Origin of the sequence: Campylobacter concisus (assembly GCF_003049705.1) — a bacterium.
In the GTDB taxonomy this organism is placed as follows: domain Bacteria; phylum Campylobacterota; class Campylobacteria; order Campylobacterales; family Campylobacteraceae; genus Campylobacter_A; species Campylobacter_A concisus_AR.
In genome coordinates this window covers 244,532-270,626 of sequence record NZ_PIRF01000001.1, presented here as the reverse complement: position 1 = coordinate 270,626, position 26,095 = coordinate 244,532, and the positions used below count along the sequence as shown (strand labels likewise).

The window sequence follows — 26,095 nt, the reverse complement described above, 5'->3', positions numbered from 1 at the left end:
ATTTTACAAAAAGCTTGCCAAAATTTGGCTTAACGATGCGATTTTATGAGATAAATGGCGTATGCAAAAAGTAAAATAACTGGCAAAACTATGCCAATCTCTGGCAAGATCACAGAAGTTTGTGCAAATTTTGCAAGAATAAAGAGCAATCCCCAAACGACAAGAGTTATCACAACAAAGATAAAAGTCGAAAGTGCAAGATTAAAAAATCTACCAGTTACAGGCAAATGATAGTAAAAAATGAGCAATAAAAATGGTGCAAAAAATGGAGCGATAGCAAGGTTGTAAAAAGCTGTTTTTGCGCTATCAAGGCCGATGCCTTCATTTTTAAATGTCTTTATAAAATTTATCGCATCTGGGATATTAAATTTTGAGTTTTCAACGCTAACAGCGCTTTCAATACTCTTTGGCTTAAAGCCTTTTAGTGCATCTAAGTTCTCGCTTTGTATTTTATTAAAACCAGCCCCACCAAGCTCTAAAATTTGCGGCAAAATAGTTTGATTAACATCTTTTAAAATCCACTCATTGTCTTTAAAATTAGCATGATTTGCAAATGTAGTTGAGAGTAAATTTGTGCCATTTATCTCAAAAATTCTAACATCATTTGCTATTTGATTAACAGAATTTAGCTCCTTTATGTAGATAAATTTGCCTTCAAATTTTAAAAACGAATCATTTGTGTTTTTCGAAAAAGCCGTATTTTTAGCGATACTTTTTTGATAGTCGTGCGCATAGGCAAATGGAGTAAAATTTAAGCCAACATAAAAAATAGTTACAAAAAGTGCAATAAAAAATGGTGGAAAAATTAGACTATTTTTACTAATACCAAGCGCATAAAAGCTGATTAGCTCGTTTGACCTGACCATATTTACATGCAAAATAATGAGTGCAAAAATAAGCGAAAGTGGCAAAACGTAGCCAATAGCGCTAAGCGATGTAAGCCCAACATAAAGGAGCTGAAGGTTTGCAGATGGCGGCAGATCTTTTAAATTTGTAAGCAGATCGATACCAACATAAAATAGTTCAAGTGCTAAAAATACGATAAGAAAAGATTTTATATAGACCCAGCCAACGTATCTGGCGTATAGTTTCATTTGATAAGACCTTTTTTTATCGTAAATTTTTGCGAAATTTCGTTGATGTCGCTCTTTAGTAGCTCGCAAACTGCATTTTTTGTGTAGGCTAAAATTTCATCTAAAGCCTTTTTTTCTTCATCGCTAAACTCTCCAAGGACAAAATTTTTAGCATCACCAAGGTGCCCAATGCCAACACGCACCCTTTCGTAGTCGTTGCCGATTAGATTATCGATTGATTTTATGCCGTTATGCCCGCCACTACTGCCGCCTTTTTTAAATTTAACTGCACCAAAACTAAGATCAAGATCATCGTGTATTACGATTATTCTATCTGGTTTATAAAAGTCTTTTACCGCTTTTACACTTTGTCCTGAGAGGTTCATAAAGGTTGTTGGTTTTAGCAAAATAATGTCGTTAAATTTAAAAACTTCGCCTTGGAATTTGGCTGAGCTAACATCTTTGAAATTTGAGTCTTTTAGGAAGTCTATAAGCATAAAGCCTATGTTGTGTCTAGTGTTTTCGTATTTGGGGCCAGGATTTCCCAGCCCCGCTATTAGTGTCACAAAAGCCCTTTTTATTTAGCTTTAATAACTCCAAGTACCGCAACACGGTCAGCGTCAATGATAGTAACGCCTTTAGGAGCTGTGATGTCACGAACCAAAATAGTATCGTCGATGTCAAGTTTGCTTACATCAACGTCAAATGAATTTGGTAAATTTTCAGCTGTGCATTTTACACAAAGACGTCTTTTTGATTGGATCAAAACGCCCTTATTTTTAAGACCAATAGGTGTTCCAACTGGCTTAACTGGGATCATATATTTTGATAAAACGCCTGGAAGTGCTACTTTTAGATCTACGTGTTTAAGATCACTTGTAACAACATCTCTTTGGTAATCAACAATAACGACATTATAAACTTTTCCGCCTACTTTCACATCAAAAGCAAGGCTCTCTTTTTTACGTGCTTCTTTAATAAAGTCATTTACTTTAAAAGCAGCTGCAACATTCTCTAATCCCTTGCCATAAATGTTGGCGATTAGATAACCATCTCTTCTCAAAGCCTTTGCAGACTTCTTACCGATACTCTCTCTAACGATTCCTTCTAACATCGTTTTCCTTTCATAAAAAATAGGTGCTGATTTTATCCAATGCTTTATAAATTTCACATAAAGCTTGTTTAAGAATGATCACTTTTGCTGTTTGTGTATTAGCTTGGACTTCTTTGTCTAAAGTGATTTCATAATATCATCAAATGCTGACACAAACTGCTTTAAGCCATCGCTTAATAAATCTTTATAAACGACATTTATATCTATCTCATTATTTTTTATAATCTGAAAAAAGCTTGAGATATTTTCTTTACTAGGTACATTTTTTGCCTCTGCTTTTTCTTTTATAAATTCTTTTATCGTCTCTATTGGTGCTGTATTTATAGAATTTTTATACATTAGCTCTCTAACGTAATAATCCCCTCTTAAACTACCGCCTTTTACGCCTGTGCTTGCAAAAAGTGTTCTTACATTTTCTAGTCCAAAATCTTCAATCAGGTGGTATATATTCGCAGCATTCATTATGCCAATTTGTCCCGTTGGCAAGCTCTTTGTAGCCATAACCTCATCAAGCTTTCTATCAAATCTACTTACAAAAACACTTATCACACCTTTTGGCATAGTAGTATCCATAAAGCGACTTGCATAAGCCTTACTGCCTTCTTTAAATGCTTCAAGGCAGTTTTTAGCCTGATCTGGCGAAAATATAAGCGTTGCATTTACGCTAATTCCTCTTGCCATAAGCGCGCTCATTGCCTCATAACCATCTTTTGTAGCTGGAATTTTTATCATAACATTTGGCATTGATATTAGATTATGAAGCCTGATACCTTCTTCTATCGTTGCAGCTGTATCGTCGCTTAAATTTGGATCAACCTCAATGCTTACAAAGCCATCATCGCCGTTTGCATAATTTATTAACATTTTACATGCGGCGATTTTTATATCTTGAGTAGCTAAAATTTCATAAAGATCTTTTGGGTGGCGTTTATTGCTAGTTTCTATGATCTTTTTATAAGCAGGTGAAGCAAACGCTGTTTTAAAAATAGCTGGGTTGCTTGTAGCACCGTTTATAATATTATTTTCCGATAAAGAGTTAAATTCGCTTTGTAAAAAATTTCTCTCTATAAAATCACACCAAAGAGAGAATTTAGCTTCGTTGTCATACATTAGTTTCTACCTTATAAATTTTAAAATTTCACGCAAATCTTTAACATCAACACAATGTGTCGCTTCTTTTTTTAAGATATCTTTTGCACAAAATGCAATGCTAAGGCCGCACTTTCTAAACATCGATATGTCATTGGCCCCGTCCCCAACACACATTATCTCGTCCTTGCCTAAATTTAATAGTCCACACAAGCAGTCAATCATATCTCCCTTTGAACTACTAAACATCATCTCTCCGCCAACTTCACCACTTAAAATTCCATCTTTATGATGCAAGATATTTGCAAAATTTGCATCAAAATTAAGCTTTTTTTGCATTACATCGGTTGCATTATGAAATCCACCGCTAAAAACCACAACTTTGATACCTTTTTGCTTTAAAGCCTCTATTAGCTCGCCAGCTCCTGGCATTATGGGTAAATTTCTGCAAATTTCATTTACTTTTAAAAGTGGCAATCCTTTTAAAAATTTTACTCTTTTCGTAAGACTTTCAAAAAAATCAAGCTCACCGTTCATCGAATGCTTAGTTATATTAGCTACTTCTTCGCTAGCATTATTAGCGGCGGCGAGAATATCTATCGTCTCGCCGTCCATTATTGTAGAGTCAAAATCAAAAACACAAAGTTTTATCAAGCTATACCCTAAAAATCACGTTTTAAAAGGCTTTCGACCTTCAAGATCGTAAGGATATTTTGGTCGCGCTTTCCGATACCATAAATCATGCCTTTGTCTTTTACTAAAGTCTCTGGTGGCGGATCGATCCTGTTACGGTCTATTCTGATAGCCTCCGTCAAGCGGTCTATCACAAAGCCAGCGATATTATCCGCATCTTTCATAACGATATATCTTGTGCTCGGGCTTTGCTTTGTGACATTTAGTGAAAAACGCTTACGCAAATCAATAAGCGGAATAACATTTCCACGTAGATTAAATACGCCAAGAACATAATCAGGTACACTAGGAACACGTGTATATTCAATAGGTTTGATTATCTCTTGGATATTTAAAATAGGTATTGCGTACTCTTCCTCACCGACAACAAATCCTACTAGCTGAACTATATCCTCATTATTTTTTAACTCAGGACCATTTATTTGCTGTTTTTGTTTGCTTAAAACTTGATTTAGTTTATTGTTCATCCCTTACCCCTAAGCTAATTTTATATTCTTTCTAACGACATTTTCTAAGTACTCGGCTGAATATGGTTTTGTAATATACTCAGTCATTCCAACTTCTACGCCACGTAATCTATCTGTTTTTGAAGTCCTTGATGTAACAGCGATAAGTGGTAAATTTCTATACTTAGAGTATTTTCTAATTTCGCCAGCTAGTGTATATCCATCCATTCTTGGCATCTCAATATCTATCAAAATCGCATCAAAAGAGTGTTCTCCCGATTTTACGATATTTAATGCCTCAACACCGTTTGTGGCTTCTATTATTGTTACCCCAGTTGGTTCAAGCGCTTTTTGCATGATAGTTCTATCCATTTTTGAGTCATCGACTATCAAGACTTTATAATCGCTTGGTTTTTCCTTTGCTTTTGTGCTATCTTCTATTTCGGCCCTAATGTCTACCTTGATATCTTTTGCCATCTCCATCATAGCACCAACATCAATAATCAATGTCACACGGCCATCACCTCTAATAGTCGCACCAGCAATACCTGGGATATTTTGTAAATAATCGCCCATTGATTTAATAACAATCTCTTCTTGTCCAACCAAAGTATCGACGATAATACCTAGTTTTGCTTCAGCAACACCGATTATTACGACATAAGTTTGATCTCCACCATCAAATGCCTTTTCTACACCAAATACGTCAGAAAGTCTAACAAGAGACAAGACTTCATCTCTTAGCCTTAGTACATTTTTGCCATCGATCGTGTAGATATCATCAATAGGCACGCGAACAGTTTCAAGAACGCTAGCAAGTGGAATAGCATAAAATTCTTCTTGTGTTCCAACAAGTAGCGACTGAATAATCGCAAGCGTGAGTGGAATTTTAAGCTTCATAACCGTGCCTTTTCCAACTTCACTTTCAATATCAATGATACCGTTTAGTTTTTCGATATTAGTCTTAACAACGTCCATACCAACACCGCGACCAGATACGTTTGTAACCTTTGCCGCAGTTGAAAATCCTGGTCTAAAGATAAGGCCAAATGCCTCTTTTTCACTCATCGCATCAGCTTCGCGTTCGGTGATGATGCCTTTTTCTATCGATTTAGATTTAAGCATGTCAGCATCTAAGCCTTTACCATCATCAACTATCTCAACAACGATGTGGTTACCTTCATTATAAGCTTTTAGTTGAACAAGGCCTTTTTCTGGCTTACCTGCTGCCTTTCTTGTCTCAGGATCCTCGATACCATGATCGCATGAATTTCTGATGATGTGAACTAGTGGATCGCCGATCTCTTCTACGATTGACTTATCAAGCTCAGTCTCTTCACCTGAAATTTCAAGATCGATTTGCTTACCAAGGTCGCGGCTAAGATCACGTATCATACGTGGGAATTTATTAAAGACTTTTGCTATTGGAAGCATTCTTGTCTTCATAACGGCAAGCTGAATATCAGTCGTAACTAGACTTAGGCTTGAGACTACTTGATTTAACTCTTCAAGGAATTTCTCACCCTCATATCTCTCTTCCACGTCATCATAAATTTTTAATAAGCGGTTTTTACCAAGAACAAGCTCGCCAATTAGGTTCATTAAGTGGTCAAGCCTTTTTACCTCAACACGTATAGTTTGTTCCTGAGCTACTGCACCGCTGCTTGCTACTGGGACCTTTTTATCTCCGTCTTTTTCTTTACTCTCTGCTTTTGCAGCTGGAGCTGAAGTACTACTTGCAGCTGGGGCTATCTCGCTAGGAGATTTTGGAGCTATACCTTTTGAAGCACGCCTTGCTTGATCCTCAGCCTTTCTAACTTTTAAGAGTCTTTCTATTTCTGCTTCAACTTCTGAATCACTTAGCTTTGAAAGCTCGGCATCGCTTATCTCTGGTACTTCTTCGGTAGGCGCGGCTGGTTCTGGCTCTTTTGCCGGTTCTGGTACTGGCTCAGCTACTGGTGTGATAGGAGCTTCAGGAGCTGCTGCTGGGGCCTCACCCTCAGAAATTTGAGTAAGTCTTGCACAAATGTTTTTAATATCAATACCAGCAGCTGTATCATTTCCATGATCTCTAATGCTACTTAACAAGCCTTTCATCATATCAACTGACTCAAGAACTACGTCCATAATGTCTGGAGTGATCTTTAGCTCGCCTTTTCTAGCCTTATTTAAAACATCCTCCATATGGTGAGTAAGCTCTGTTAAAACATCAAAATTTAAAAAGCTTGAACTACCCTTTACTGTGTGAGCAACGCGGAAAATTCTATTTAATAATTCCAAATCTTCAGGGTTTGACTCAAGCTCAACAAGGTCATGATCTATCTGCTCAATAAGTTCGAAAGCTTCTATTAAAAAGTCTTCCATTATTTCTTTCATATCATCCATGTTTCACCTCATTTTGCAGATTTAGAATGTGCTTCAATAACTTTTAGCACTTCTTGATAAAATATACTCGCATCAAATTTCGTAAGATACGCCGCACCACCAGCTTCTTTGCTCTTGATTTCACTAAAATCATTACTCAATGAGGAGTTAAATACTATTGGAACTTCTTTAAATCTTTCATCGTTTTTAAGAGTTGAAGCAAAGCGGTAGCCATCCATCTGTGGCATTTCGATATCACTTAAGATAACTCTAAGCTCTCTTGATAGGTTATCTCCATATCTTTGATAAAGCTCTTCCATTCTCTCCAAGCCCTCAACGCCGTTTTTAGCCTCGACTACACTAAGTCCCATCTTCTCAAGTGCATCTTTTACTAGTTTTCTAGCAGTCGAGCTATCATCCAAAACCAAAGCAGCACCTTTTAATTTTTGATCGTCTGTTACATCAAATTCGATCTTTGGTGAGTAAATTCCAAGCTCTTCTACTATGCTTTCAAGATCAAGGATAAGTAAAACTTCATCATTTTCTATTCTTGTCACGCCTGTTATTTTGCCTTTGTCTAAAGCGCCAGAACCTGAAGCAAAATTTGCTGGCTCGATATCTTTCCAGCTTATACGCCTGATCCTTTTTGCCTCATGGACGATAAAACCGATCAAAATACCACTAAACTCAGCAATAATAACACGTGGCTTTATAACTACGCCTTCAGTTGGCTCGATAATATTCATCCATCTTGCCAAATTTATGACAGGGATCACCACGCCCCTTAAATCAAAAATTCCCTCGATATACTCAGGAACGCCTGGAAGCTCTGTAAGATTTGGCATCTTAATGATCTCCCGCACCTTTGCGACATTGACTCCGTATATTCCTTCATATACTTTGTTTTCGGTCTTTTTAAAGATACGAAAATCAACAAGTTCCATCTCGTTTGAGTCCGTTTTTAGTACGTTATCTCCAAACATCAATGTCCTTTCAAACTCATTTTGAGCAAATTTAATTTTTGCTGGGCGTATTCTACAACAAAATAACTTTGCTCACATGCAAAACAAGGTAAATTTATATAAAACTTATCGTAAATGTTAAATTGCTCGCCTTGATGATAGTGTCCTTCTATCACAATACTAGCCTCATATCCTTGCAAATGCTTGCTCATTAGCTCCTTAAAATTAGGAATTTTATAGTCTAAATTTTTATTGGTAAGTTTGGCTAGTATCGCTTTTGATATTTTAAAATTTAAAAATTTATCCAAAGCATTCATAAATTTTAAAAACCATCTAAGGCGCAAAAATCTAAGTGCGTATTTATCTACAAAAGGTAAAAATATATCACCATGCGCGATCTGAACGCGCTCTTCATTGATTGTCTTAAAATTTGCTGGCTGATCGTAAATATCATAAACCCTAACGCTTTTATAGCGCAGCATCTCGTGCCCATCCCAAATTTCTCTTGTTTTATTAAATAAATTTGAAAGTCTAAAGTCGTGGTTGCCCTCGAAGTAAAAAATTTCTACCTTTTGTGAAATTTTATTTATAAGGCTTAAGTGCTCGGCGTAAAATTCTCTTGTATATTCGCCCTCACCCGTTAGAAAGTCAAACATATCACCTAACAAAAAAATTTGTGGCGGCTCTTTGATCTCCCCGCTATCAACAGCTCTTAAAAATTTTAAAAAGCCATTTCGGTTTACGTTTTCATGCGCATCAGCTAAAAAGATCGCACCTTCTTTTATAACGGGGGCATATAGATATTCACTCAAATTTTGCCTTAATTAAAAATTAGCAGAGCCAAAAAGCAGTTTCTAGCTCTTTGCATCATCTTTTTAGTCAAATTTTATAGGCTTATAGCAAATTTTTACAATCTCAACGTCGCTTCTACCTTTTGGTAAATTTAGCACCACTTCATCGCCCTCGGCCTTGCCCAAAAGCTGCTTTGCAAGAGGTGAGTTTATCGAGATATAGCCTTTGTCGATGTCGCTTTCACTAATGCCAACTATCGTATATGTATGCTCTATTTCGGTTTCCTCGTCCATTATCGTAATACTTGAGCCAAACCTAACTCTATCGTGCTCGTAGCTACTTGGATCGATCACTTCAGCATTTGCCAGAAGCGCGCTTAGCTCTGCGATCCTAGCGTCTATAAAGGCTTGCTTCTCTTTTGCTGCATGATACTCAGCATTTTCTTTTAGGTCACCGTGACTTCTTGCGATATCTATCTCAGTTACGATTTGAGGGCGTTGCACCAGCCTTAGATCCTTTAGCTCAGCTTCTATCTTCTCGTATCCATGCATTGTCATTGGTTCACTCATTTTTTACTCCATATTTTTTAAAATTTTTACTACATTTTTACTGCTGCCATACCCTAAATAAGTCCTTAGTTCATCGCAACCTTTTAAGAATTTTTGCCTATCGCAGCTTTCATAAGCTCTAAATAAATTTTCAGCCGTTGCAAACTCTTGGATAAACTCCTCATGAAGCGGCTCTTTGCCCATGAAGTCAAACATTATATTTGCAAGTCCTGCGTGCTTGATCTTTACAAATTTTCTAGCTATAAAAATATCTATTGCTTTTGCCTTATATGCTAGCACAAATGGCGTACCAATGAGCGCTGCTTCAAGAGTAGCCGTACCTGAGCAAACAAAGGCAAAGTCGCTCTCATACAAGGCTTCAGGCGTATTTGAGACGATATCAAAATCACTCACATCGCCATAAATTTCATCCACTTTATCAAGCAAAAATGGTGGCACGACAAGCAGCCTCGTAGCCTCTATCTTTTTAGCAAGCTCTCTATAAACTGGCATAAGCCTTGAAATCTCTGACCTTCTTGAGCCTGGCAAAAACGCCACTTTGCCGCTACCACTTAGGCTAGTTTTCTTAAGCTTTATCTCATCCATCAAAGGATGTCCCACATAGGTTGAGCGACTATAAAATTTCGCATCAAATGGCAAGATCGAAGCTAGGTTGTCACAGTACCTTTCAACCGTACTCACTCTTTTTGGCTTCCACGCCCAAACTTGGGGCAAGATGTAGTATGTCACGGCTGCCTTTACCCCAGCCTCTTTTATCGCCTTTGCAAGCGGCAGGTTAAAGGCTGGGCTGTCGATAAGTAGCACTGCATCAACCTCTTTTGCCATCTGACTCATCACTTTCATCGCTTTTTTGGCTTTAAAGATGAGCGGCAAAACCTCGACAAAACCCATCGCTGAAAACTCGCTACTTTTCATATATGGCGTGCCAAGCTCTTCGCTAAAAATTCCCATTAGTTCAAATTCGCCCTCAAAATTTTTTAAAATTTCTTTTAAATGCAAATTTGCTGATGGCTCAAGAGCGGAGACTAAAATTTTCATTTACACACTTTCATTAGGTCTTTTTTTAGGGGCATTATACGCAAAAATTCTTTAAAATTTTAAGAAAGCTGTGATAAAATCCAAGCCTCTAAAGGATAAAATTTGAAAGAAATTTTGATAACAAACGACGATGGATTTGAAGCGACTGGCTTGCTTGCCTTAAAAGAAGCTTTAAGCGAACTAGATGGTGTGAACATCACGATCGTAGCTCCAAGCTCTGAAAAATCAGCCTGCGCTCACTCTTTGACACTCACAAGGCCGCTTAGATTTATAAAACTTGATGATAACTTTTTTAAACTTGACGACGCAACGCCTAGCGACTGCGTCTACCTCGCACTTCACGCACTTTATAACAAAAAACCAGACCTTGTGATAAGCGGTATAAATCACGGAGCAAATTTAGGCGAAGATATAACCTACTCTGGCACGTGCGGAGCGGCGATGGAGGGCGTTTTGCAAGGCATTAGAAGTATCGCCTTTTCGCAGTTTTATGCAAATAATTCATTAAATGAACTTGGCTTTGAGCTAGCAAAAGAGGTGGTGAAATTTATCGTACCAAAGGTGCTAGAGGGTGAAATTTCGCTAAATCAAAGAGAATTCCTAAATGTAAATATCCCGGCTGTAACTAGCAAAAATTTTAAAGGCTACTCCGTAGTACCAGCTGGCAAACGCACCTACGCCACGCATGCTACGCTTAATCGCAACCCAAGAGGTATCGAGTACTACTGGCTTGGAAACGCTGCGCTTGAATACGAAAAAGGCGAGCCAAGTGACATCAGCAAGGTAAATGAGGGCTTTGCCACGATAACGCCCATAAAACTAAATATGACTTCGTATGAAAGTTTGGAGAGCTTAAAAGGGAAATTTGATGCAAAATGATAGATTTACAAGGATAAGATGGCTATTTGGCGAGGATGGTTTTAGCAAACTTCAAAGTGCAAAAATGCTAGTTTGCGGAGCTGGAGGTGTGGGTGGAATGTGCGTTGATGCGCTTGCTAGAAGCGGGGTTGGGCACATCACTTTAATCGATAAAGACATCTTTGACGTGACAAATCAAAATCGCCAAATTTACAGCGAAAACGTTGGTGGCGTAAAGGTAGAGGAGTTTGCCAAAATTTATCCTTGTATTACGCCTATCCAGACGCTGATCACGCCAGAATTTATTGCTGGTTTTGACTTTGGCAAATTTGACGTGGTGATCGATGCGATCGATGATATCGCTGCCAAGATCGCCCTTGCAAATGCGGTAGATCCTAGCAAATTTATAGCCTCGATGGGTGGGGCAAAAAGGACCGACCCAACTAAGATAAAGGTGGCTAGCGTTTGGAAAACCTCGGTCGATCCACTAGCCAGAAAATATAGATATGAGCTCAAAAGATCAGGCTTTAGCGGTAAATTTGACGTAGTCTTTTCAACAGAAGAGCCACTTTGCAAGCCACTTGGAAGTTTCATGGGTGTGACTGCTTGCTTTGGACTAAATTTAGCTTCACTAGCTGTTAAAAAGATAGTTGGGCAGTAAGTCAAAAATTTACTCTCCAAGCAAAATTTCAAATTAGAGCTGGTATTTTTTGGATATAAATTTAATAGCCAGCTCTACAAAACACGAATTTAACAACCCAAGATGAGAATCTAGCAAATTTTAAAATTTATGGGCGAGTAATTTCGGCTCTAAAATTTGAGCTAAGCGGTAAGTGAAGCCAAAATTTTTAATCGAAACACTAACCCATAAGCCCTAAATCTTGGCTACAGCGTGGAAATCGCTTTTTTTAGTAACAGGGGCTTATGGAAATTTTATAAAATCAAAAGAGAAAAACGAAGCAAGACAAGGTAAATTCTCTTTGTTTTTATAGAAGTATCATACAAATTTTGGCAGTCAATTCTTGCGAGTAAATGAAAGTTTAAAATTTACAAAATGGCTTGATTAAATTTGCAATTTTTTATTCAAAAGGGAGGCAAGGGGACTTAAATTTTACTTCTCAGGCTCGCAACCGCGTGGCAGACACTAAGTCCATTCTCTTATCCCCCTCCCGCCCCTTTTTTAATCCACCCCCTCGCACATTCAAGGGGCATGCGCTAGTACTTCGCACTGCATGCGGTCTAAACTCTAGCAAATTTTAAAATTTACAAGCGAGCATATCACACTTCTAAATTTAGTGGTGAATGTTTATGAGCCCTAAAATTAGTAAGTTGCTAAGGAGTGAGCAAGATTTTAAAATTTGTAAAAACAATAAAATTCTTTTTTAAATAAAGACTTTGAATTTTAAAAATTTATATATTTTTTGGATTAAATTTAAAGTAGCCAGCTGCAAATTTAGCAGCCAGCTAAAATTTTAGTTTTTATGTATGCGAAGGTAGCTATTTAGTGCGCCAACATAGGCTTTTGCGCTTGCCATCATAGTATCTATGTCAAGTCCATGGCCTATTACAGCCGTTTTGCCCTCAAACTCGACCTTTACATCAACCTTTGCAAGTGCGTCTTTACCTTGAGAAACAGACGCTACTTTATAGTCTTTGAGCGTACCACTAATGCCACTAATACGATCAACCACCTTAAATATCGCATCAGCGGTACCATTTCCTAGAGCTGAGTCACTGATGATCTCATCATTGTGTTTTATACTAATTGAAGCACTCGCAAGGCTTCCGCCGCTACTTTGAAGAAGAGCCGTGATCTCATAAGCTTGTGGAATTTTTGTAATCTCTTCAGCCACAAGAGCTCTAATATCATCATCAAATATCTCTTTTTTCTTATCAGCTAGCTCTTTAAATTTTTCAAAAGCCTTATTAAGAGCATCGCTATCAAGGTCAAATCCAAGGCTAGCAAGCTTATCTTTAAACGCGTGACGACCACTATGCTTACCTAGAACGAGAGAATTTTTCTCAAGGCCTATGCTCTCAGCGCTAATTATCTCATAGGTCTCTTTGTGTTTTAGCACGCCGTCTTGATGTATGCCACTCTCATGAGCAAATGCGTTTTTACCAACGATAGCTTTGTTTGGTTGAGGCTCAATGCCTATAATACTAGCAATCAGTCTTGAAGTTGGATAAATTTCTTTTGAGATAATGTCTGTATAAAATGGAGCAAAGACGTCTTGGCGGGTTTTGATAGCCATCACGATCTCTTCAAGTGCAGCATTTCCGGCGCGCTCACCTATGCCATTTATCGTACCTTCGACCTGCCTTGCACCAGCTTTTATGGCCGCTAACGAGTTTGCTGTAGCCATGCCTAAGTCATTGTGATTATGCACAGAGATTATCGCTCTATCGCCTACAAATTTTACTATTTCACTAATGCGAGCAGTTATCTCTTCAGGATATAAATAACCAACCGTATCAGGGATATTTAAAGTTTTTGCACCCGCATTTATGGCAGCGTCACAAATTTCTTTTAAAAAGCTCATTTCACTTCTACAAGCGTCCTCGCAGCTAAACTCTACATCATCGCAAAAGGTTTTTGCGTATTTTATAGACTCGACTGCACGTTTTATTACTTCATCTGGGCTCATTTTTAGCTTGTACTCCATATGAATTGGACTTGTCGCTATAAATGTATGAATTCTCTTATTTTTAGCTGGAGCTAATGCCTCGCCAGCTGCCTTGATATCACGCTCAACTGCACGTGCAAGAGAGCAAACCGTGATATTTGAGGCTTGCTTTGCTATTTGATTTACCGCATCAAAATCCCCTGGGCTTGCTGCTGCAAATCCGGCCTCCATAACATCCACACTAAGCCTTTCAAGCTGAAGTGCAATCTGTAGTTTTTCAGCTGTATTCATCGATGCGCCAGGGCTTTGTTCGCCATCTCTTAAAGTCGTATCAAAGATTATAATTTTATTCTTATCCATTTTTGTCCTTTTTTGTTTTTTATATTTAAATTTTAAATTTGATGAGTTAAGTAAAGAGAAATTTGCTACCTAAGTAGCAGCAGTAGAGAGTTTTTAATTTCGATTTTTGGTAAAAATTTACGTGATTTTATGACGCCATTTTCGCTCATTCGCTCTCCTTTTTTTTGGAATTTTTACTAAACATTATAGTGGCTCTTACTATGCCATAAAGCATATAGACGCTCATAACCAAAGTCGCACTTTCAAATGGATATAGATAAAGTATCGAAAACGCAACTACAAGAGCTACTAAAATTCTTATCACATGGGTTTGTTTTAAATTTATTTTTTTAAAACTTGGATAGCGGATGTTACTAACCATTAAAGCTGCCAAAGTAGCTTCAAGTAGCATCAAGCACCACTCAAATCCCTCTAAAAAAGTATAGTCGATATAAATTCCAACCCAAAGTACGCTCACAATAGCTGCTGATGGTATAGGAAGCCCGATAAAAACATTTGGCTCATATGTACCAGTAGTGACATTAAAACGAGCAAGCCTAATAGCTCCAAAAACCACAAACATAGCAGCTATAAGCGCTCCAAATCTGCCAAAATTTTTACCAATAGTCAAATAAAATAAAACCGCTGGTGCTACACCAAAAGCAACAAGATCTGCAAGGCTATCAAACTCTACCCCAAATTTACTAGTTGTCTTTGTAAGTCTAGCCACACGTCCATCAAGTCCATCTAAAATAAGCGATAAGATTATATAAATAATGGCTTTAAAATAGTTGCCTTGAATAGATGAAATAATGCTAATAACACCCAAAAAAGCACTAGCTGCTGTAAATAAATTTGGCAAGATATACATTAGTTGCATCTTTTGTATGTTATTCATCTCTTTTTCCCTCTTCAAAATATCCCAAAAGTGAAGCAGCCTTTACGCTTTCTCCGACGCTTACACATATTTTAGTATCTCTTGGTAGGTATAAAATCACCTCACCACTTCCTAAAAAACCAAATTTTCTAGATGCTTTCAGGCTAGTAACATTTGAAATTTCTAAACTTCGACTGAAAGCTCCAGCTATAATTTTCATAACAAATTTTATATTCTCTTTTTCAAAGCGAATAATCGCTCTTTCATTTAAAAATTCTGAAATTTTCATAGCCTGGCACAAAAATAAGCCATGTCTTTTTCGTATTTCAGCTACTTTTACATCACTTACAGCCCTTAATGTACCAACATCAAAAAAAGATTTTTTTATGACGATCTTAGCTACTTCATTATTATCAAAATTTGAAGCACTAATCTCTTTTATCTTGCCATCAATCGGCGATAGTAAAGCCAATTTATCATCAGAAAATGGCTCTCTCTCAGGATCTCTAAAAAAATAAAGTCCCAAAAAAAGTAAAATAGCAAAAAGTAGTGGCAAGATCCCAAATAGCAAAGATAAAACAAATAAAATTAAAAAAAATAATATAAATTTATATCCTGCTTTCGCGATATAGCCACTCATTTTTATTCCTCTTTTTTACTCTTTTCGTCTTCTTCGGTCTCTACAAGCCTGCTCTCTAGATCATTTTCGATCTCATAGTTTTTAATGATCTCTCTAACTCTTTTTCCTTCGATTGTTTCTTCTTCATAAAGTGCTGATACCATATTTTCAATAGCACCTTTATAAATTTCAAGCAAACCAAGCACAGCTGTGTATCTTTCATGAAGAAGCGTTTTTACAAACTCATCAACCTTTTCAGCCATCTTATCACTGTAATCTTTGATGCTTTGACCACCATTTAAAAACGTAGCACGTTGCTTTTCAAGTACCATAAGACCGGCAACATCGCTCATACCATACATACTAACCATAGCTTTTATGATATCAGTCGCACGCTCTAGGTCGTTGCTTGCCCCGGTTGAAATTTCTTTAATAAATACCTCTTCAGCTGCTCTACCAGCCAAAAGCACATCCACTTCTGCTATCAGCTCATGCTTTTGCATCATAAATTTATTCTCTTCAGGCGTATTTAGAGTATAGCCAAGTGCTGCAAGACCACGTGGCACGACTGAGACTTTTGTTACCCTTTTTGCACCTTTTGTTAGTTCAGCTATCAAGGCATGACCGCACTCATGATAAGTGACGATTCTTTTTTCTTTTGGATTTACACGGCGAGACTTTTTCTCAAGTCCAGCGATCGATCTCTCAACGGCCTCCACAAGATCAGCCTGCTCGACAAAAGTCTTTGACTTCCGTCCTGCAAGAAGTGCAGCCTCATTTATGATATTTTCAAGATCAGCACCTGCTAAACCAGTAGTAAGCCTTGCTATATCTTCGATATTTACATCTTTGCCAATCTTTACATCTTTCATATGAACTTTTAAAATGTCGCAGCGTCCTTTAAAATCAGGCTTATCAACAAGCACTTGCCTATCAAATCTACCTGGCCTTAAAAGCGCAGCATCTAAAACTTCAGGTCTATTTGTAGCCGCTATAACGATGACTGGCGATTTATCCGCATCAAAGCCGTCCATCTCAGAAAGAAGCTGATTTAGCGTTTGCTCTCTCTCATCATTGCCACCCATCGGACCAGAATTTCTACTTTTACCGATCGCATCGATCTCATCTATAAAAACGATCGCTGGAGCCTCTTTTTTAGCATTTTCAAAAAGATCTCTAACCCTACTTGCACCAACACCGACAAACATCTCTATAAAGCTTGATGCTGACATAGAGAAAAACGGCACACTAGCCTCGCCCGCAACTGCTCTTGCAAGAAGCGTTTTGCCTGTGCCCGGAGGGCCAACTAGCAAAATTCCTTTTGGAATTTTTGCCCCAAGTCTTAGATATTTATCAGGACTTTTTAGATAATCAACTATCTCTTGAACCTCTTCTTTTGCCTCTTCGACACCTGCAACATCGTCAAATTTAACTTTTGGCTTTTCAGAATTTATAAGTTTTTTTGCACTTCCTATGCCAAGTATGCCGCCGCCAATGTTCTTTTGCATACGACTAGCAATAAACATCCAAATAGCAAAAAATATAAATACCGGGATGATCCATGAAAATATAAGATCACCAAACCAGTTGTTTTCGCTATAAACGCTATAAGTTATGCCATTTTGCTCAAGTATACCAATGAGCGTTGGATCATTTATGCGTTTTGCAAGGTAGATAGTTTTGTCACTACCTATGCCTTTTATGGTAGTTTCTGAGATAGCAACCTCATTTAGCTGCTTATTTTTTAACATATCTTTAAACTCAGAATAAGCTACCATTTTACTCTGAGCATTGCTATTTAGCCCAAAAGAGCCACCTAGTCCGTCTCCACTAAAGCTTCTAAAAGCTAAAACTATAACTATTGCAAAAATAGCAAAAATAAAAATAGGATTTTTATTAAAAAAACCGTTATTGTTGCCATTGTTTTGGTTATTATTTTGGTTATTCATCTATTTCCTTATAAACAAAGCTACACCAATCGTCACTTTGTTTTATCTCAATTAGCTCCAAATCCTTAAATGTATCTTTAATCCTATCTTCGTATTTGTTTAAAATTCCTGACAATACCAAGTAGCTGCCTTTTTTAAGCGATTTTTTTAAGTCATTTGAGAGCATAAAAATGACATCAGCGATGATATTTGCTACAACAATGTCATATTTTTGCTCTAAATTTGCGATAGAGCCTGTCCAAATTTTATTAAATTTAATCTCATTTAGCTTGGCGTTACTAAGTGAACTTTGTGTAGCTTGCTCGTCTGTATCGCAAGCATCGACCTTACAGCCAAGCTTTGCTAAAGCTATGCTTAATATCCCGCTTCCGCATCCTACATCTAAAGCAGTATTGCCACTTTTTGCATATTTTTGTAAAAGTTGCAAACAAGAATTTGTACTTTCGTGGTGCCCTGAGCCAAAGGCTAGAGCTGGGTCGATTATGATATTTGTTACGCCATTAAGTGGCTCTTCCCAGCTAGGTCTAACATAAATTTTATCAACCAAAATAGGCTTAACTGCCTTTTTATACTCGCCTAGCCAGTCTTTATTTTCTTTTAAATTAAGAGAAATTTTTAAATCATTTGAAATTTTACGAACACTAGAGAGTCCTTTTGCATACTCTTCAATACCACAAGCTATATCTTTTAGATCATACTCTTCCCTGATGATGATCTCGTGATCTAGCTCTTCAACACAGGTAACTCCAAAAGAGAAAACTAGCTCTAAAATTTCATCATAACAATTTGATGTTTTTATGCTTAATTCGTAGAATTTATCTTTCATTAACCAAGAACGTCTTCAAGCTTCTCTTTTAAAACTTGTGGCGTAAAAGGTTTAACGATGTAGTTATTAACACCTGCTTTTAAAGCTGTTATAACTTCGGCCTTTCCGCCCTCTGTTGTTACCATTATGATAGGCATATCAACATACTTTTGCTCTGCTCTTACCTTTTTTACAAGCTCAAGACCGTTCATCTCAGGCATGTTCCAGTCAGTAATAAGAACTTCGATACCTTCATTTTGAGTTAAGATATTCCAGGCCTCAAGACCGTGCTCAGCCTCAAGAATTTCTTGATGTCCTAACCTTTGTAAAGTATTTTTTATGATTCTTCTCATTGTTGAACTGTCATCTACAACCAAAATCTTCACATAATATCCTTTTAGTAAAAATTGCCCTATTCTAGCTAATTTAAATTTATAAAAGCTTTAACGCTATCTAAGTAGTTTAAAGGCCTCTTTTAGGTCAAGCAACCCTTCATAGTAGGCTTTTCCAACTATTACGCCACTAATCTCATTTGTAGCTTTTAGCATCAAAATATCATTTATATCACTCACACCACCACTTGCTATTGTCTCAAGCTTACTATTTCTAGCTATTTGCAAGCTAAACTCAACGTTAACTCCGCCAAGCATTCCATCCATATTAATATCAGTACAAATCACAGCTTCCACACCAACATCTGCAAATTTTCTTGCAAGATCAACTGCTTTTATATTTGAGATCTCGCCCCAACCTTGTACGGCCACGTAGCCATCTTTTGCGTCAATGCCAACTACAACTCTATAAATTTCAGCCATTTTTGCTGTAAATTCTGGATCATGAAGGGCAACTGAGCCAAGGATCACCCTGCTAACTCCAAGGTCTAAATAGCGTTTTATTCGCTCTTCATCTCTTATACCACCACCCACTTGGACGCTTAAATTTGTAGCCTTTGTAATTTTTTCAATTGTTTTAAAATTTATCGTCTCTCCAGCAAATGCACCATCCAAATCAACCACGTGAAGCCATTTTGCGCCATAATCTTCAAATTTTTTAGCAAGTTCACTTGGCTCGTTGCTATAAATTTTTGCACTTTGCATAAGACCTTTGCTAAGTCTAACTGCTTGTCCTTCTTTCAAATCAATCGCTGGAAAAATTTCCATCATAACCTCGCAAAATTCTCTAAAATTTTAAGTCCAGCTTCATGACTTTTTTCTGGATGAGGCTGAAAGCCAAAGATATTTTCATGCCAAACCGCACTTGTAAATTCATATCCATAAGTTGTCTTTGCAAGAGCAAATTTATCATCACAAACCACATGGTAGCTGTGTACAAAATATAAATACTCAAGCTCTTTTAGTTCTAAATTTAATGGACTATTTTGCTTAAATTCCAAAGCGTTCCAACCAATGTGAGGTATTTTTAATGGTTTATCGAAATTAGCTTCATTAAATTTTACGACCTCACCAGGCAAAAGAGAAAGTCCCTCATGCTCGCCAAACTCAAAGCTTTTTTTAAACAAAAGCTGCATACCAAGACAAATACCAATAAAAGCTTTACCGCTTTTTACAGCTTCTTTTACGGCTTCGTCCATGCCGTTATTTTTTAGCTTTGTCATCGCCTCACCAAAAGCTCCAACGCCTGGTAAAACAATGTGCGAATACTCTTTTAAATTTTCAGGCTTACTTACTAAGGCACATTTTTTGTCAAGAAAATCAAAAGCATTTATCACGCTTTTGATATTGCCCGCACCATAATCAATAATAGCAATCATCTGTTCTCTTGCCTTTTTACGCTAAAAAGATAAAAGCTAAGTGCCGCCATTAGCATCGCCACGCCGCCTATTAGATAGATAGCGTTTATGATATTTTCAGGTGCAGTAATAGCAAATTTAAAGACTAGCATAAGTGCTTCGATCGCAAGTGCGATGATAATTGAGCCGATAAATCTCACCATCGTCTTATAAATAACGCTATTTTCTTCGTGATTTTTTCCTAAAACTTCCTCTTCAAATATCGTCTTAACAAGGTCAAAAATGGCAAGAGCTAGCGTTAAAATAATGGTTGATTCAAAAATTTCTTCGACATTTATATGCTCGATGCTCTTTGAGATAAAGCTCTTTACACCGTGCCAAAACAAAAATGCGCAGATCATAAAAAGCGATGCACAAAAAAGTGTATAAATAGTCTTTAAAAATCTACCAAAATGCTCCTCAACAAAGCCGCTATCGACCATATTTAGGATATTTTCTAGGCTTATGTCGATGCAGGCGATAAATTTAAGCTCATTTTTTTCATTATAGATAGGCACGCTTGCTGTGACGCATAAACCTCCATTTAGGCTTGATGGATATGGATCGCTTAAAACGCATCTTTTCTCACGCACTGCAGTGTAGTAGTAGGCTTTATTTGCGCGGTTTTCGCCCTTTGGAATTTTATACTTCTCATTTAGGCTGATCGAGTCTTCAATCTGCACGCCATTTTCGTCTAAGATATACAATGCGTCAAAATTTTCTATCTCGTGGCTGATCTTATCAAAGCCAGCTTTTATGTTTTCTAAGCACACTCCAGGCAGTCTGTTTGGTAAATTTCTACTAAATAAATAGCAGATATATGCCCTTGCCTTGTATCTCGTGTCACTAAATCTCTTAATATCTTTTATAACCAAAACTAGCCTTTTAAATTTAATGCATGATTAAACTCTGGCACGATCACCTTAAGTGCAGGTGCGATCTCATTATCCTCAAGCTGCAAAAGCTCACTTATCTGCGAGTTTAAAAGCGCTAAATCGTAAGGCTCTGAATGCGTTACAAAGATTGATTCATACTTGGTTTGAACGTCATCTTTGTTGATAAGCAGCTCTTCATAAAGCTTCTCGCCTGGTCTAAGACCTACAAATTCTATACCCAAATGCTCTTTGTTTGAAAGAAGAAGCATCTTTTTAGCAAGATCAACGATCTTAACAGGCTCACCCATATCAAGCACGAAAAGCTCGCCACCTTTTGCGATAGAGGCTGCTTGAAGGACTAGCTGACAAGCTTCTGATGTAAGCATAAAATATCTTGTAATCTCTGGGTGTGTGACGCTTAGTGGCCTATTTGCAGCGATCTGCGCTTTAAATTTAGGTATGACAGATCCGCTTGAGCCAAGGACGTTACCAAAGCGCACGCAAACTATCTCGCATACACCTGCTTCATTTGAATTTAGTGCGTAAAGCTCGCAAACACGCTTAGTTGTACCCATTATGTTTGTTGGGCGCACAGCCTTGTCTGATGAGATCATGACAAATTTCTTAACGCCATATTTTTTAGAAAGATCGACTGCATTTTTTGTGCCAAGGATGTTGTTTTCAACTGCCGAGCGAGGATTTAGCTCGCAAAGTGGCACGTGTTTGTAGGCTGCAGCGTGGATGACGATCTCTGGTCTAAATTCTTCAAAAACCTCTTCAAAGTCTTTTAAATTTGTGATATTTACAAGCTTGCTAACAGTTCTTTTATCTTTTGTGTCTTCGCCTATTTTATAAAGGTTGAACTCGCTATGCTCAACCATTATAAGCTCACTTACACCAAATTTTAAGCACTGCTTACAAATTTCACTTCCTATACTGCCACCAGCTCCGGTGACAAGTACTCTTTTATCTTTTAAGAAATTTGAAATAGCCTCTGGGTTTAAATCTTTTGGCTTTCTAGCAAGTAAGTCTTCGATTGAGATATCCTTGATCGGCTCATTTTCGATAAGAGAGAAGAGCTTCATATCTCTTATACCATATCCACTTAGCTCATCAACTAGAGCTTGAAGCTCATCTTGATCTAGTGCAAGCGCGATGATAGCGGTCTTTGCGTCATAATCTTTTATAAGGCTTGGTATCTCTTTTTTATCTTGAACTAAAAATCCATCACAATAAGTACCAACAAGATCACTCCTGCCATCTACCACTCCAACCGCGTAGTAGTCAAGATACCCTTGTTTTAAGCCACGCAAGACGTGAAGCGCCTTTGATGTCGCACCTATAACGATACAAGGCTCACCTTTGTGAGGTTTGTTTGAAAAGTCAAGCACCATGCGTTTTGAAATTCTTAAAAGCCCAACAAGTAAGCATGAAATAAGAAGATCAATAAAAATAACGCTTCTTGGATATGGATTTAAAAAATCTTGAATAATAAAAAAAATGATCGTAAATAAAACAGCTGAGCAAACGTGAGCTAAGAAAATTTTTCTTGCTTCATTTAATCCAAAAAACCTCCACGGCACCTTGTAAATTTTAAACATCCACATAAAAAAGAGCTTAAAAACGATCAAAAATCCAGCCGTTACAAAAAGCCCTTGTACGTAGATATCTGGGATGTCAGCGTTAAATCTTAAAAGATAAGCCACATATATCGAAAAGATAAATATAAAAACATCGCCAAGAAGGAAAAATACGAGCCTTTTTAACTTCGTTGCATGAAACATTTACGCATTTTCCTTGACTATTTTTATCACTCTTTCTTGTGTCTGCTCGCTCATATCGCTGCCACTTGGTAAGCAAATTCCTCTTGAAAATAGATCTTCGCTATATCCATCGATAAAACTTAACGCACCATTAAATACAGGCTGTAAATGCATAGGCTTCCAAAGTGGGCGACTCTCGATGTTTGCATCAGCTAGTGCTTTTATAACTTTTAAATGTGTATCCTTTTTGGCAAAAATGCCGGTTGTCAGCCATCTGTTACCACGAGAATTTGGCAGTTCTGGCATAAATTCTAAAACATCGCCAAGCTCTTTTTCATAAATTTCAAAGACTTTTCTCTTTTGTTCAACCCTTTTTTCCAAAACTTCCATCTGTGCCACGCCAATAGCGCCTAGAACGTTGCTTAAGCGGTAGTTATAGCCATAGTCTTTGTGCTCGTAGTGAAGCAATGGCTCTCTTGCTTGCGTGCTGTAAAATCTAGCTTTTTCTACAAATTCCTTGTCGCCAACTAGCATACCGCCGCCTGAAGTGGTGATGATCTTGTTGCCGTTAAAGCTATATGCACCCATTACGCCAAATGTGCCAAGTGCCTTACCGCCGTAAAATCCGCCGAGTGCTTCAGCTGCATCTTCAACCAAAGCGATGCCCTCGTTTTGGCAAATTTCACAAATTTCTTTCATCTTTGAAGCTTGTCCGTAAAGATGAGTAACGACTAATGCCTTTGGCTTTTTAGGTAAATTTGAGATCGCTTTTTTAAGTAGTTCTGGGTTTAAATTCCAACTCTCGTCGCAGTCGATGAATACCGGAGTTGCTTTTTCATAAAGAATAGGCGAGACTGAAGCCATAAAAGTAAAGCTAGAAGCCAGCACAAAGTCGCCCTCTTTTACGCCAAGGACGCGAAGTGCTAGGTGAAGTGCCGCCGTTCCAGCGCTTAGCGCAAGAGCATCTTTGGCTCCGGTGTAGCTTTTTATACTTTCTTCAAATTTATTAACATACTCGCCAAGTGGCGCTATATAGTTGCTTTCAAAAACTTTTTTTATATATTCCTGCTCTTTTCCGCTCATATTTGGTGGAGATAAAAAAACCCTATCCATTTCATCCCTTTCGTGATTTTTTGGCGATTTTAGCACTTATTTTTAAATTTATATCTTAGCGCGCTCGCATGCAGGTACGCCGTAAGCCTTTGTGCCATCTTTTATATCTCTAACAACCACGCTTCCAGCACCGATGATGCAGTTTTTGCCAATACTTATACCTTGAATGATGCTTGAGCCGATACCTATGTGCGTAAATTCGCCCACGCTCACATTTCCAGCAAGGGCTGCATTTGGGCTGATGTGAGCAAATTTACCTATGTCGCACTCATGCTCTATCACCGCACCAGAATTTATGATAGCACCCTCTTTTATGCGAGCTTTTGCGTTTATAACGGCATTTGGCATGACAACTACGCCTTTTTCTATCACAGCACTTTCGCTCACAACCGCACTTTTATGGATCAAATTTACTATATCAAAGCCAGCAACCTCTACTTTTTGGCTAATTTTTTGCCTTGTTTTATTGTCGCCAATGGCTATTATGATGTCAGCTTTTTCAAGCTCTGGGCTAAATTTACGCTCGCTAGCATCATCTAAAAAAACTATCTCATCATAGCCATTATTTCTAGCGATGTCAGCTACTACAAGGCCATGCCCGCTTGCTCCGTAGATGTAAATTTTCTTAGTTTTTGCCATTAAATTTCTCCGTCGTAGCCTGTCCCTCTTTGCTTACACCACTTCGCTTTAGCACCTTTTCTATTGTCTGCAAGGCTATTTTTACGTCAAGCATAAAGCTTAAATTTTTGGCATAATAGACGTCGTATTCAAATTTTTTCTCCCAGCTTATGGCATTCCTGCCATTTACTTGTGCCAGGCCCGTGATACCAGGGCACACGTCGTGGCGGTGCTTTTGCGTTTCGTTATAGATGGGTAGATATTCAACCAAAAGCGGTCTTGGTCCAATGAAGCTCATATCGCCCTTTAGCACGTTAAAGAGCTGTGGTAGCTCATCAAGGCTAAGAGAGCGGATCAGTTTGCCAAATCTACCAAGACGCTGCTCATCTGGCAAGAGCTCGCCATTTGCGTCACGCTCGTCGCTCATCGTCTTAAATTTATAAATTTTAAAAATTTTCTCATTAAGACCCGGTCTTGCTTGCGTAAAAATGACATCACGGCTCACCTTAAAATAGATAAAAATCGCCGTTGCTATGATAATAGGCGATGTTAAAATAAGCAAAAACAAAGCCCCCAAAATATCAATCACCCTCTTTAAAAAATTTCTATACATCTATAAATTTCCTATAAATTTCTATATATCTTTTTGCGATTTGCTTCTCGTCAAACTCGCTAACCGCCCAGTTTCTGCCGTTTTGCCCAAGTCTAGCACAAAGTGCTTCGTCATCAAGCAAAATTTTTATCTTTCCAGCAAGATCATTTGCGTCTTTTGCCTTGCATAAAAGTCCGTTGTAGCCGTCTCTTACAGCTTCATTGCAGCCTGTCACGTCACTTGCAACGACTGCTTTAGCCATGCTCATCGCCTCTAAAACCGTTCTTGGAAAGCCCTCTTTATAGCTAGGAAGTGCTAGCAAATAAGAAGCCTTTAAAAGCTGTGGTATGTCGTTTCTAGCGCCAAGATAACGTACTTTGCCGCCTTTTAAAAAGCTCTCATCTGCGGTTGATTTATTACCAGCAAAGCCCTCGCCCAAAAAGACAAATTCGCAGTTTTTGTAGCCATTTAAAATTTCAGCTGCCTCGTAAAATTCACGAACACCCTTGTGCCACATGGCTCTTGCGATCATTAAAATGACTTTTTTATCGCCAAGATCAGCCGCTTGCGTGATAGCTGGATCAAATTTAGTAGTATCCACGCCGACACTTTTTATGCGGTACACCTTGCTTTTGTCTATCAAATTTTTAGAGATCAGATAGTCTGGATCTGCGTCATTTACGAAGATGCAAGCATCAGCTTTTGCAAAAGAGAGCTTATAAAGGCTCTCCATGACAAAACGCACAGCCTTTGTCTTAATATCATCGTCTATATAAAAGCTGCCAAGACCTTCAACTAAATTTATCACATGCTTTATACCAGCGTTTTTGGCAGCAAACGTGCCAAATACATTTGACTTGTGAGCGCCAGTTTGAAGCAGATCTAAATTTAGCTCGCTCAAAATTTGAGAAAGTTTTTTTGAGTTATTTATCACAGTTAGTGGATTTAGGCTAGCCTTGTCAAGCTCGTAAGTGACAGAGTGAAAGCTTTTAGCAAGCTCATCAGTGAAATTTCCTTTTGGAGCGATAGCAAAAACCTCATGCCCCATATCTTTTAAAGCCTGCATAATAGGGCGTCTAAAAAAGTGTATGCTCATATCAGCGTGGCTTAAAAACCCTATTCTTGCCATTT

Annotated in this window: 27 protein-coding genes; 2 read left to right on the top strand and 25 right to left on the bottom strand. The window is 37.9% G+C overall.

Translation table 11 applies throughout. The features are described 5' to 3' along the window. Positions 1–29 precede the first annotated feature (29 nt). The 11 genes from CVT05_RS01370 to lpxB all read right to left on the bottom strand — a co-directional run bounded on the left by CVT05_RS01370 (position 30) and on the right by lpxB (position 10,140). The gene (locus CVT05_RS01370; RefSeq protein WP_107697561.1) at positions 30–1,094 is read right to left on the bottom strand and encodes an LptF/LptG family permease; all 1,065 of its coding nucleotides are present in this window, start codon (positions 1,092–1,094) and stop codon (positions 30–32) included. Further along, positions 1,091–1,639 (bottom strand): aminoacyl-tRNA hydrolase, encoded by a 549-nt coding sequence (pth, locus tag CVT05_RS01365; RefSeq protein ID WP_107697560.1) that lies wholly within the window; start codon positions 1,637–1,639, stop codon positions 1,091–1,093. The genes CVT05_RS01370 and pth overlap by 4 nt, the downstream gene beginning before the upstream one ends. A gap of 11 nt (positions 1,640–1,650) precedes the next feature. Next, on the bottom strand, positions 1,651–2,187 hold the full coding sequence (locus tag CVT05_RS01360; RefSeq protein WP_002939542.1) for a 50S ribosomal protein L25/general stress protein Ctc: 537 nt from the start codon (positions 2,185–2,187) through the stop codon (positions 1,651–1,653). Positions 2,188–2,304: 117 nt separating this feature from the next. After that, on the bottom strand, positions 2,305–3,297 hold the full coding sequence (locus CVT05_RS01355; protein ID WP_107697559.1) for a transaldolase: 993 nt from the start codon (positions 3,295–3,297) through the stop codon (positions 2,305–2,307). A gap of 6 nt (positions 3,298–3,303) precedes the next feature. Continuing rightward, the gene (gene serB / locus CVT05_RS01350) at positions 3,304–3,930 is read right to left on the bottom strand and encodes a phosphoserine phosphatase SerB (protein ID WP_107697558.1); all 627 of its coding nucleotides are present in this window, start codon (positions 3,928–3,930) and stop codon (positions 3,304–3,306) included. Between the two features lie 8 nt (positions 3,931–3,938). Further along, positions 3,939–4,436, bottom strand: a complete 498-nt coding sequence (locus CVT05_RS01345) for a chemotaxis protein CheW (protein ID WP_085658145.1) — start codon at positions 4,434–4,436, stop codon at positions 3,939–3,941. 9 nt (positions 4,437–4,445) lie between these two features. Continuing rightward, positions 4,446–6,800, bottom strand: a complete 2,355-nt coding sequence (locus CVT05_RS01340; RefSeq protein ID WP_107697557.1) for a chemotaxis protein CheW — start codon at positions 6,798–6,800, stop codon at positions 4,446–4,448. A gap of 8 nt (positions 6,801–6,808) precedes the next feature. Then, entirely contained in the window at positions 6,809–7,762 is a 954-nt protein-coding gene (locus tag CVT05_RS01335; RefSeq protein WP_021091802.1) for a chemotaxis protein, read from the bottom strand. Next, complete coding sequence (locus CVT05_RS01330; RefSeq protein WP_107697556.1) at positions 7,762–8,553, bottom strand: UDP-2,3-diacylglucosamine diphosphatase; 792 nt, start codon at positions 8,551–8,553, stop codon at positions 7,762–7,764. The genes CVT05_RS01335 and CVT05_RS01330 overlap by 1 nt, the downstream gene beginning before the upstream one ends. A 63-nt stretch (positions 8,554–8,616) precedes the next feature. Then, on the bottom strand, positions 8,617–9,102 hold the full coding sequence (gene greA, locus CVT05_RS01325) for a transcription elongation factor GreA (protein WP_021091879.1): 486 nt from the start codon (positions 9,100–9,102) through the stop codon (positions 8,617–8,619). Positions 9,103–9,105: 3 nt separating this feature from the next. After that, positions 9,106–10,140: a lipid-A-disaccharide synthase gene (lpxB, locus tag CVT05_RS01320; RefSeq protein ID WP_107697555.1), complete on the bottom strand. Its 1,035-nt coding sequence runs from the start codon at positions 10,138–10,140 to the stop codon at positions 9,106–9,108. A gap of 102 nt (positions 10,141–10,242) precedes the next feature. Between lpxB and surE the strand changes: the two genes are divergently transcribed. Continuing rightward, positions 10,243–11,019, top strand: coding sequence for a 5'/3'-nucleotidase SurE (gene surE, locus CVT05_RS01315; protein ID WP_107697554.1), 777 nt, complete (start codon positions 10,243–10,245; stop codon positions 11,017–11,019). Further along, positions 11,009–11,659 (top strand): ThiF family adenylyltransferase, encoded by a 651-nt coding sequence (locus tag CVT05_RS01310; protein ID WP_107697553.1) that lies wholly within the window; start codon positions 11,009–11,011, stop codon positions 11,657–11,659. Before surE ends, CVT05_RS01310 begins: the two co-directional genes overlap by 11 nt. Before the next feature lie 811 nt (positions 11,660–12,470). Here the strand turns inward: CVT05_RS01310 and CVT05_RS01305 are convergent. The 14 genes from CVT05_RS01305 to pglA form a co-directional block, all read right to left on the bottom strand. Beyond that, positions 12,471–13,985 (bottom strand): 2-isopropylmalate synthase, encoded by a 1,515-nt coding sequence (locus tag CVT05_RS01305; protein ID WP_107697552.1) that lies wholly within the window; start codon positions 13,983–13,985, stop codon positions 12,471–12,473. 145 nt (positions 13,986–14,130) lie between these two features. Beyond that, the gene (gene pssA, locus CVT05_RS01300) at positions 14,131–14,862 is read right to left on the bottom strand and encodes a CDP-diacylglycerol--serine O-phosphatidyltransferase (RefSeq protein WP_107697551.1); all 732 of its coding nucleotides are present in this window, start codon (positions 14,860–14,862) and stop codon (positions 14,131–14,133) included. After that, a complete protein-coding gene (locus CVT05_RS01295) occupies positions 14,855–15,481 on the bottom strand; it encodes a phosphatidylserine decarboxylase (RefSeq protein WP_021091662.1) in 627 nt (208 codons plus the stop codon). The genes pssA and CVT05_RS01295 overlap by 8 nt, the downstream gene beginning before the upstream one ends. Before the next feature lie 2 nt (positions 15,482–15,483). Beyond that, positions 15,484–17,409: an ATP-dependent zinc metalloprotease FtsH gene (ftsH, locus tag CVT05_RS01290; RefSeq protein ID WP_072594437.1), complete on the bottom strand. Its 1,926-nt coding sequence runs from the start codon at positions 17,407–17,409 to the stop codon at positions 15,484–15,486. Continuing rightward, on the bottom strand, positions 17,402–18,235 hold the full coding sequence (locus CVT05_RS01285) for a 50S ribosomal protein L11 methyltransferase (RefSeq protein ID WP_107697550.1): 834 nt from the start codon (positions 18,233–18,235) through the stop codon (positions 17,402–17,404). Before CVT05_RS01285 ends, ftsH begins: the two co-directional genes overlap by 8 nt. Continuing rightward, entirely contained in the window at positions 18,235–18,600 is a 366-nt protein-coding gene (locus CVT05_RS01280) for a chemotaxis response regulator CheY (protein WP_002939933.1), read from the bottom strand. Before CVT05_RS01280 ends, CVT05_RS01285 begins: the two co-directional genes overlap by 1 nt. 63 nt (positions 18,601–18,663) lie before the next feature. Further along, positions 18,664–19,374 (bottom strand): 1-(5-phosphoribosyl)-5-[(5-phosphoribosylamino)methylideneamino]imidazole-4-carboxamide isomerase, encoded by a 711-nt coding sequence (hisA, locus tag CVT05_RS01275; RefSeq protein WP_107697549.1) that lies wholly within the window; start codon positions 19,372–19,374, stop codon positions 18,664–18,666. Then, on the bottom strand, positions 19,374–19,985 hold the full coding sequence (gene hisH / locus CVT05_RS01270) for an imidazole glycerol phosphate synthase subunit HisH (RefSeq protein ID WP_107697548.1): 612 nt from the start codon (positions 19,983–19,985) through the stop codon (positions 19,374–19,376). Before hisH ends, hisA begins: the two co-directional genes overlap by 1 nt. After that, positions 19,982–20,878, bottom strand: coding sequence for a PDC sensor domain-containing protein (locus CVT05_RS01265; protein WP_103560684.1), 897 nt, complete (start codon positions 20,876–20,878; stop codon positions 19,982–19,984). The genes hisH and CVT05_RS01265 overlap by 4 nt, the downstream gene beginning before the upstream one ends. A 2-nt stretch (positions 20,879–20,880) precedes the next feature. Next, positions 20,881–22,662: a UDP-N-acetylglucosamine 4,6-dehydratase (configuration-retaining) gene (gene pglF / locus CVT05_RS01260; protein ID WP_107697547.1), complete on the bottom strand. Its 1,782-nt coding sequence runs from the start codon at positions 22,660–22,662 to the stop codon at positions 20,881–20,883. Continuing rightward, on the bottom strand, positions 22,663–23,754 hold the full coding sequence (gene pglE / locus CVT05_RS01255; RefSeq protein WP_107697546.1) for a UDP-N-acetylbacillosamine transaminase: 1,092 nt from the start codon (positions 23,752–23,754) through the stop codon (positions 22,663–22,665). Positions 23,755–23,802: 48 nt separating this feature from the next. Further along, positions 23,803–24,393, bottom strand: a complete 591-nt coding sequence (gene pglD, locus CVT05_RS01250) for a UDP-N-acetylbacillosamine N-acetyltransferase (protein WP_107697545.1) — start codon at positions 24,391–24,393, stop codon at positions 23,803–23,805. Further along, the gene (pglC, locus tag CVT05_RS01245) at positions 24,380–24,985 is read right to left on the bottom strand and encodes an undecaprenyl phosphate N,N'-diacetylbacillosamine 1-phosphate transferase (protein ID WP_107697544.1); all 606 of its coding nucleotides are present in this window, start codon (positions 24,983–24,985) and stop codon (positions 24,380–24,382) included. The genes pglD and pglC overlap by 14 nt, the downstream gene beginning before the upstream one ends. Next, complete coding sequence (gene pglA, locus CVT05_RS01240; RefSeq protein WP_107697543.1) at positions 24,978–26,093, bottom strand: N,N'-diacetylbacillosaminyl-diphospho-undecaprenol alpha-1,3-N-acetylgalactosaminyltransferase; 1,116 nt, start codon at positions 26,091–26,093, stop codon at positions 24,978–24,980. The genes pglC and pglA overlap by 8 nt, the downstream gene beginning before the upstream one ends. Positions 26,094–26,095: the final 2 nt, after the last annotated feature.

What these genes read in the sequence shown, in the direction of transcription:
- pglA (WP_107697543.1), bottom strand. Translation starts at nt 26,093, where the DNA reads ATGGCAAGAATAGGGTTTTTAAGCCACGCTGATATGAGCATACACTTT.
- CVT05_RS01305 (WP_107697552.1), bottom strand. Translation starts at nt 13,985, where the DNA reads ATGGATAAGAATAAAATTATAATCTTTGATACGACTTTAAGAGATGGC.
- CVT05_RS01355 (WP_107697559.1), bottom strand. Translation starts at nt 3,297, where the DNA reads ATGTATGACAACGAAGCTAAATTCTCTCTTTGGTGTGATTTTATAGAG.
- hisA (WP_107697549.1), bottom strand. Translation starts at nt 19,374, where the DNA reads ATGGAAATTTTTCCAGCGATTGATTTGAAAGAAGGACAAGCAGTTAGA.
- CVT05_RS01295 (WP_021091662.1), bottom strand. Translation starts at nt 15,481, where the DNA reads ATGAGTGGCTATATCGCGAAAGCAGGATATAAATTTATATTATTTTTT.
- pglC (WP_107697544.1), bottom strand. Translation starts at nt 24,985, where the DNA reads ATGTATAGAAATTTTTTAAAGAGGGTGATTGATATTTTGGGGGCTTTG.
- pglF (WP_107697547.1), bottom strand. Translation starts at nt 22,662, where the DNA reads ATGTTTCATGCAACGAAGTTAAAAAGGCTCGTATTTTTCCTTCTTGGC.
- CVT05_RS01360 (WP_002939542.1), bottom strand. Translation starts at nt 2,187, where the DNA reads ATGTTAGAAGGAATCGTTAGAGAGAGTATCGGTAAGAAGTCTGCAAAG.
- CVT05_RS01370 (WP_107697561.1), bottom strand. Translation starts at nt 1,094, where the DNA reads ATGAAACTATACGCCAGATACGTTGGCTGGGTCTATATAAAATCTTTT.
- ftsH (WP_072594437.1), bottom strand. Translation starts at nt 17,409, where the DNA reads ATGAATAACCAAAATAATAACCAAAACAATGGCAACAATAACGGTTTT.
- pglE (WP_107697546.1), bottom strand. Translation starts at nt 23,754, where the DNA reads ATGGATAGGGTTTTTTTATCTCCACCAAATATGAGCGGAAAAGAGCAG.
- CVT05_RS01335 (WP_021091802.1), bottom strand. Translation starts at nt 7,762, where the DNA reads ATGTTTGGAGATAACGTACTAAAAACGGACTCAAACGAGATGGAACTT.
- pglD (WP_107697545.1), bottom strand. Translation starts at nt 24,393, where the DNA reads ATGGCAAAAACTAAGAAAATTTACATCTACGGAGCAAGCGGGCATGGC.
- pssA (WP_107697551.1), bottom strand. Translation starts at nt 14,862, where the DNA reads ATGAATAACATACAAAAGATGCAACTAATGTATATCTTGCCAAATTTA.
- CVT05_RS01345 (WP_085658145.1), bottom strand. Translation starts at nt 4,436, where the DNA reads ATGAACAATAAACTAAATCAAGTTTTAAGCAAACAAAAACAGCAAATA.
- CVT05_RS01340 (WP_107697557.1), bottom strand. Translation starts at nt 6,800, where the DNA reads ATGGATGATATGAAAGAAATAATGGAAGACTTTTTAATAGAAGCTTTC.
- hisH (WP_107697548.1), bottom strand. Translation starts at nt 19,985, where the DNA reads ATGATTGCTATTATTGATTATGGTGCGGGCAATATCAAAAGCGTGATA.
- greA (WP_021091879.1), bottom strand. Translation starts at nt 9,102, where the DNA reads ATGAGTGAACCAATGACAATGCATGGATACGAGAAGATAGAAGCTGAG.
- CVT05_RS01285 (WP_107697550.1), bottom strand. Translation starts at nt 18,235, where the DNA reads ATGAAAGATAAATTCTACGAATTAAGCATAAAAACATCAAATTGTTAT.
- lpxB (WP_107697555.1), bottom strand. Translation starts at nt 10,140, where the DNA reads ATGAAAATTTTAGTCTCCGCTCTTGAGCCATCAGCAAATTTGCATTTA.
- CVT05_RS01310 (WP_107697553.1), top strand. Translation starts at nt 11,009, where the DNA reads ATGCAAAATGATAGATTTACAAGGATAAGATGGCTATTTGGCGAGGAT.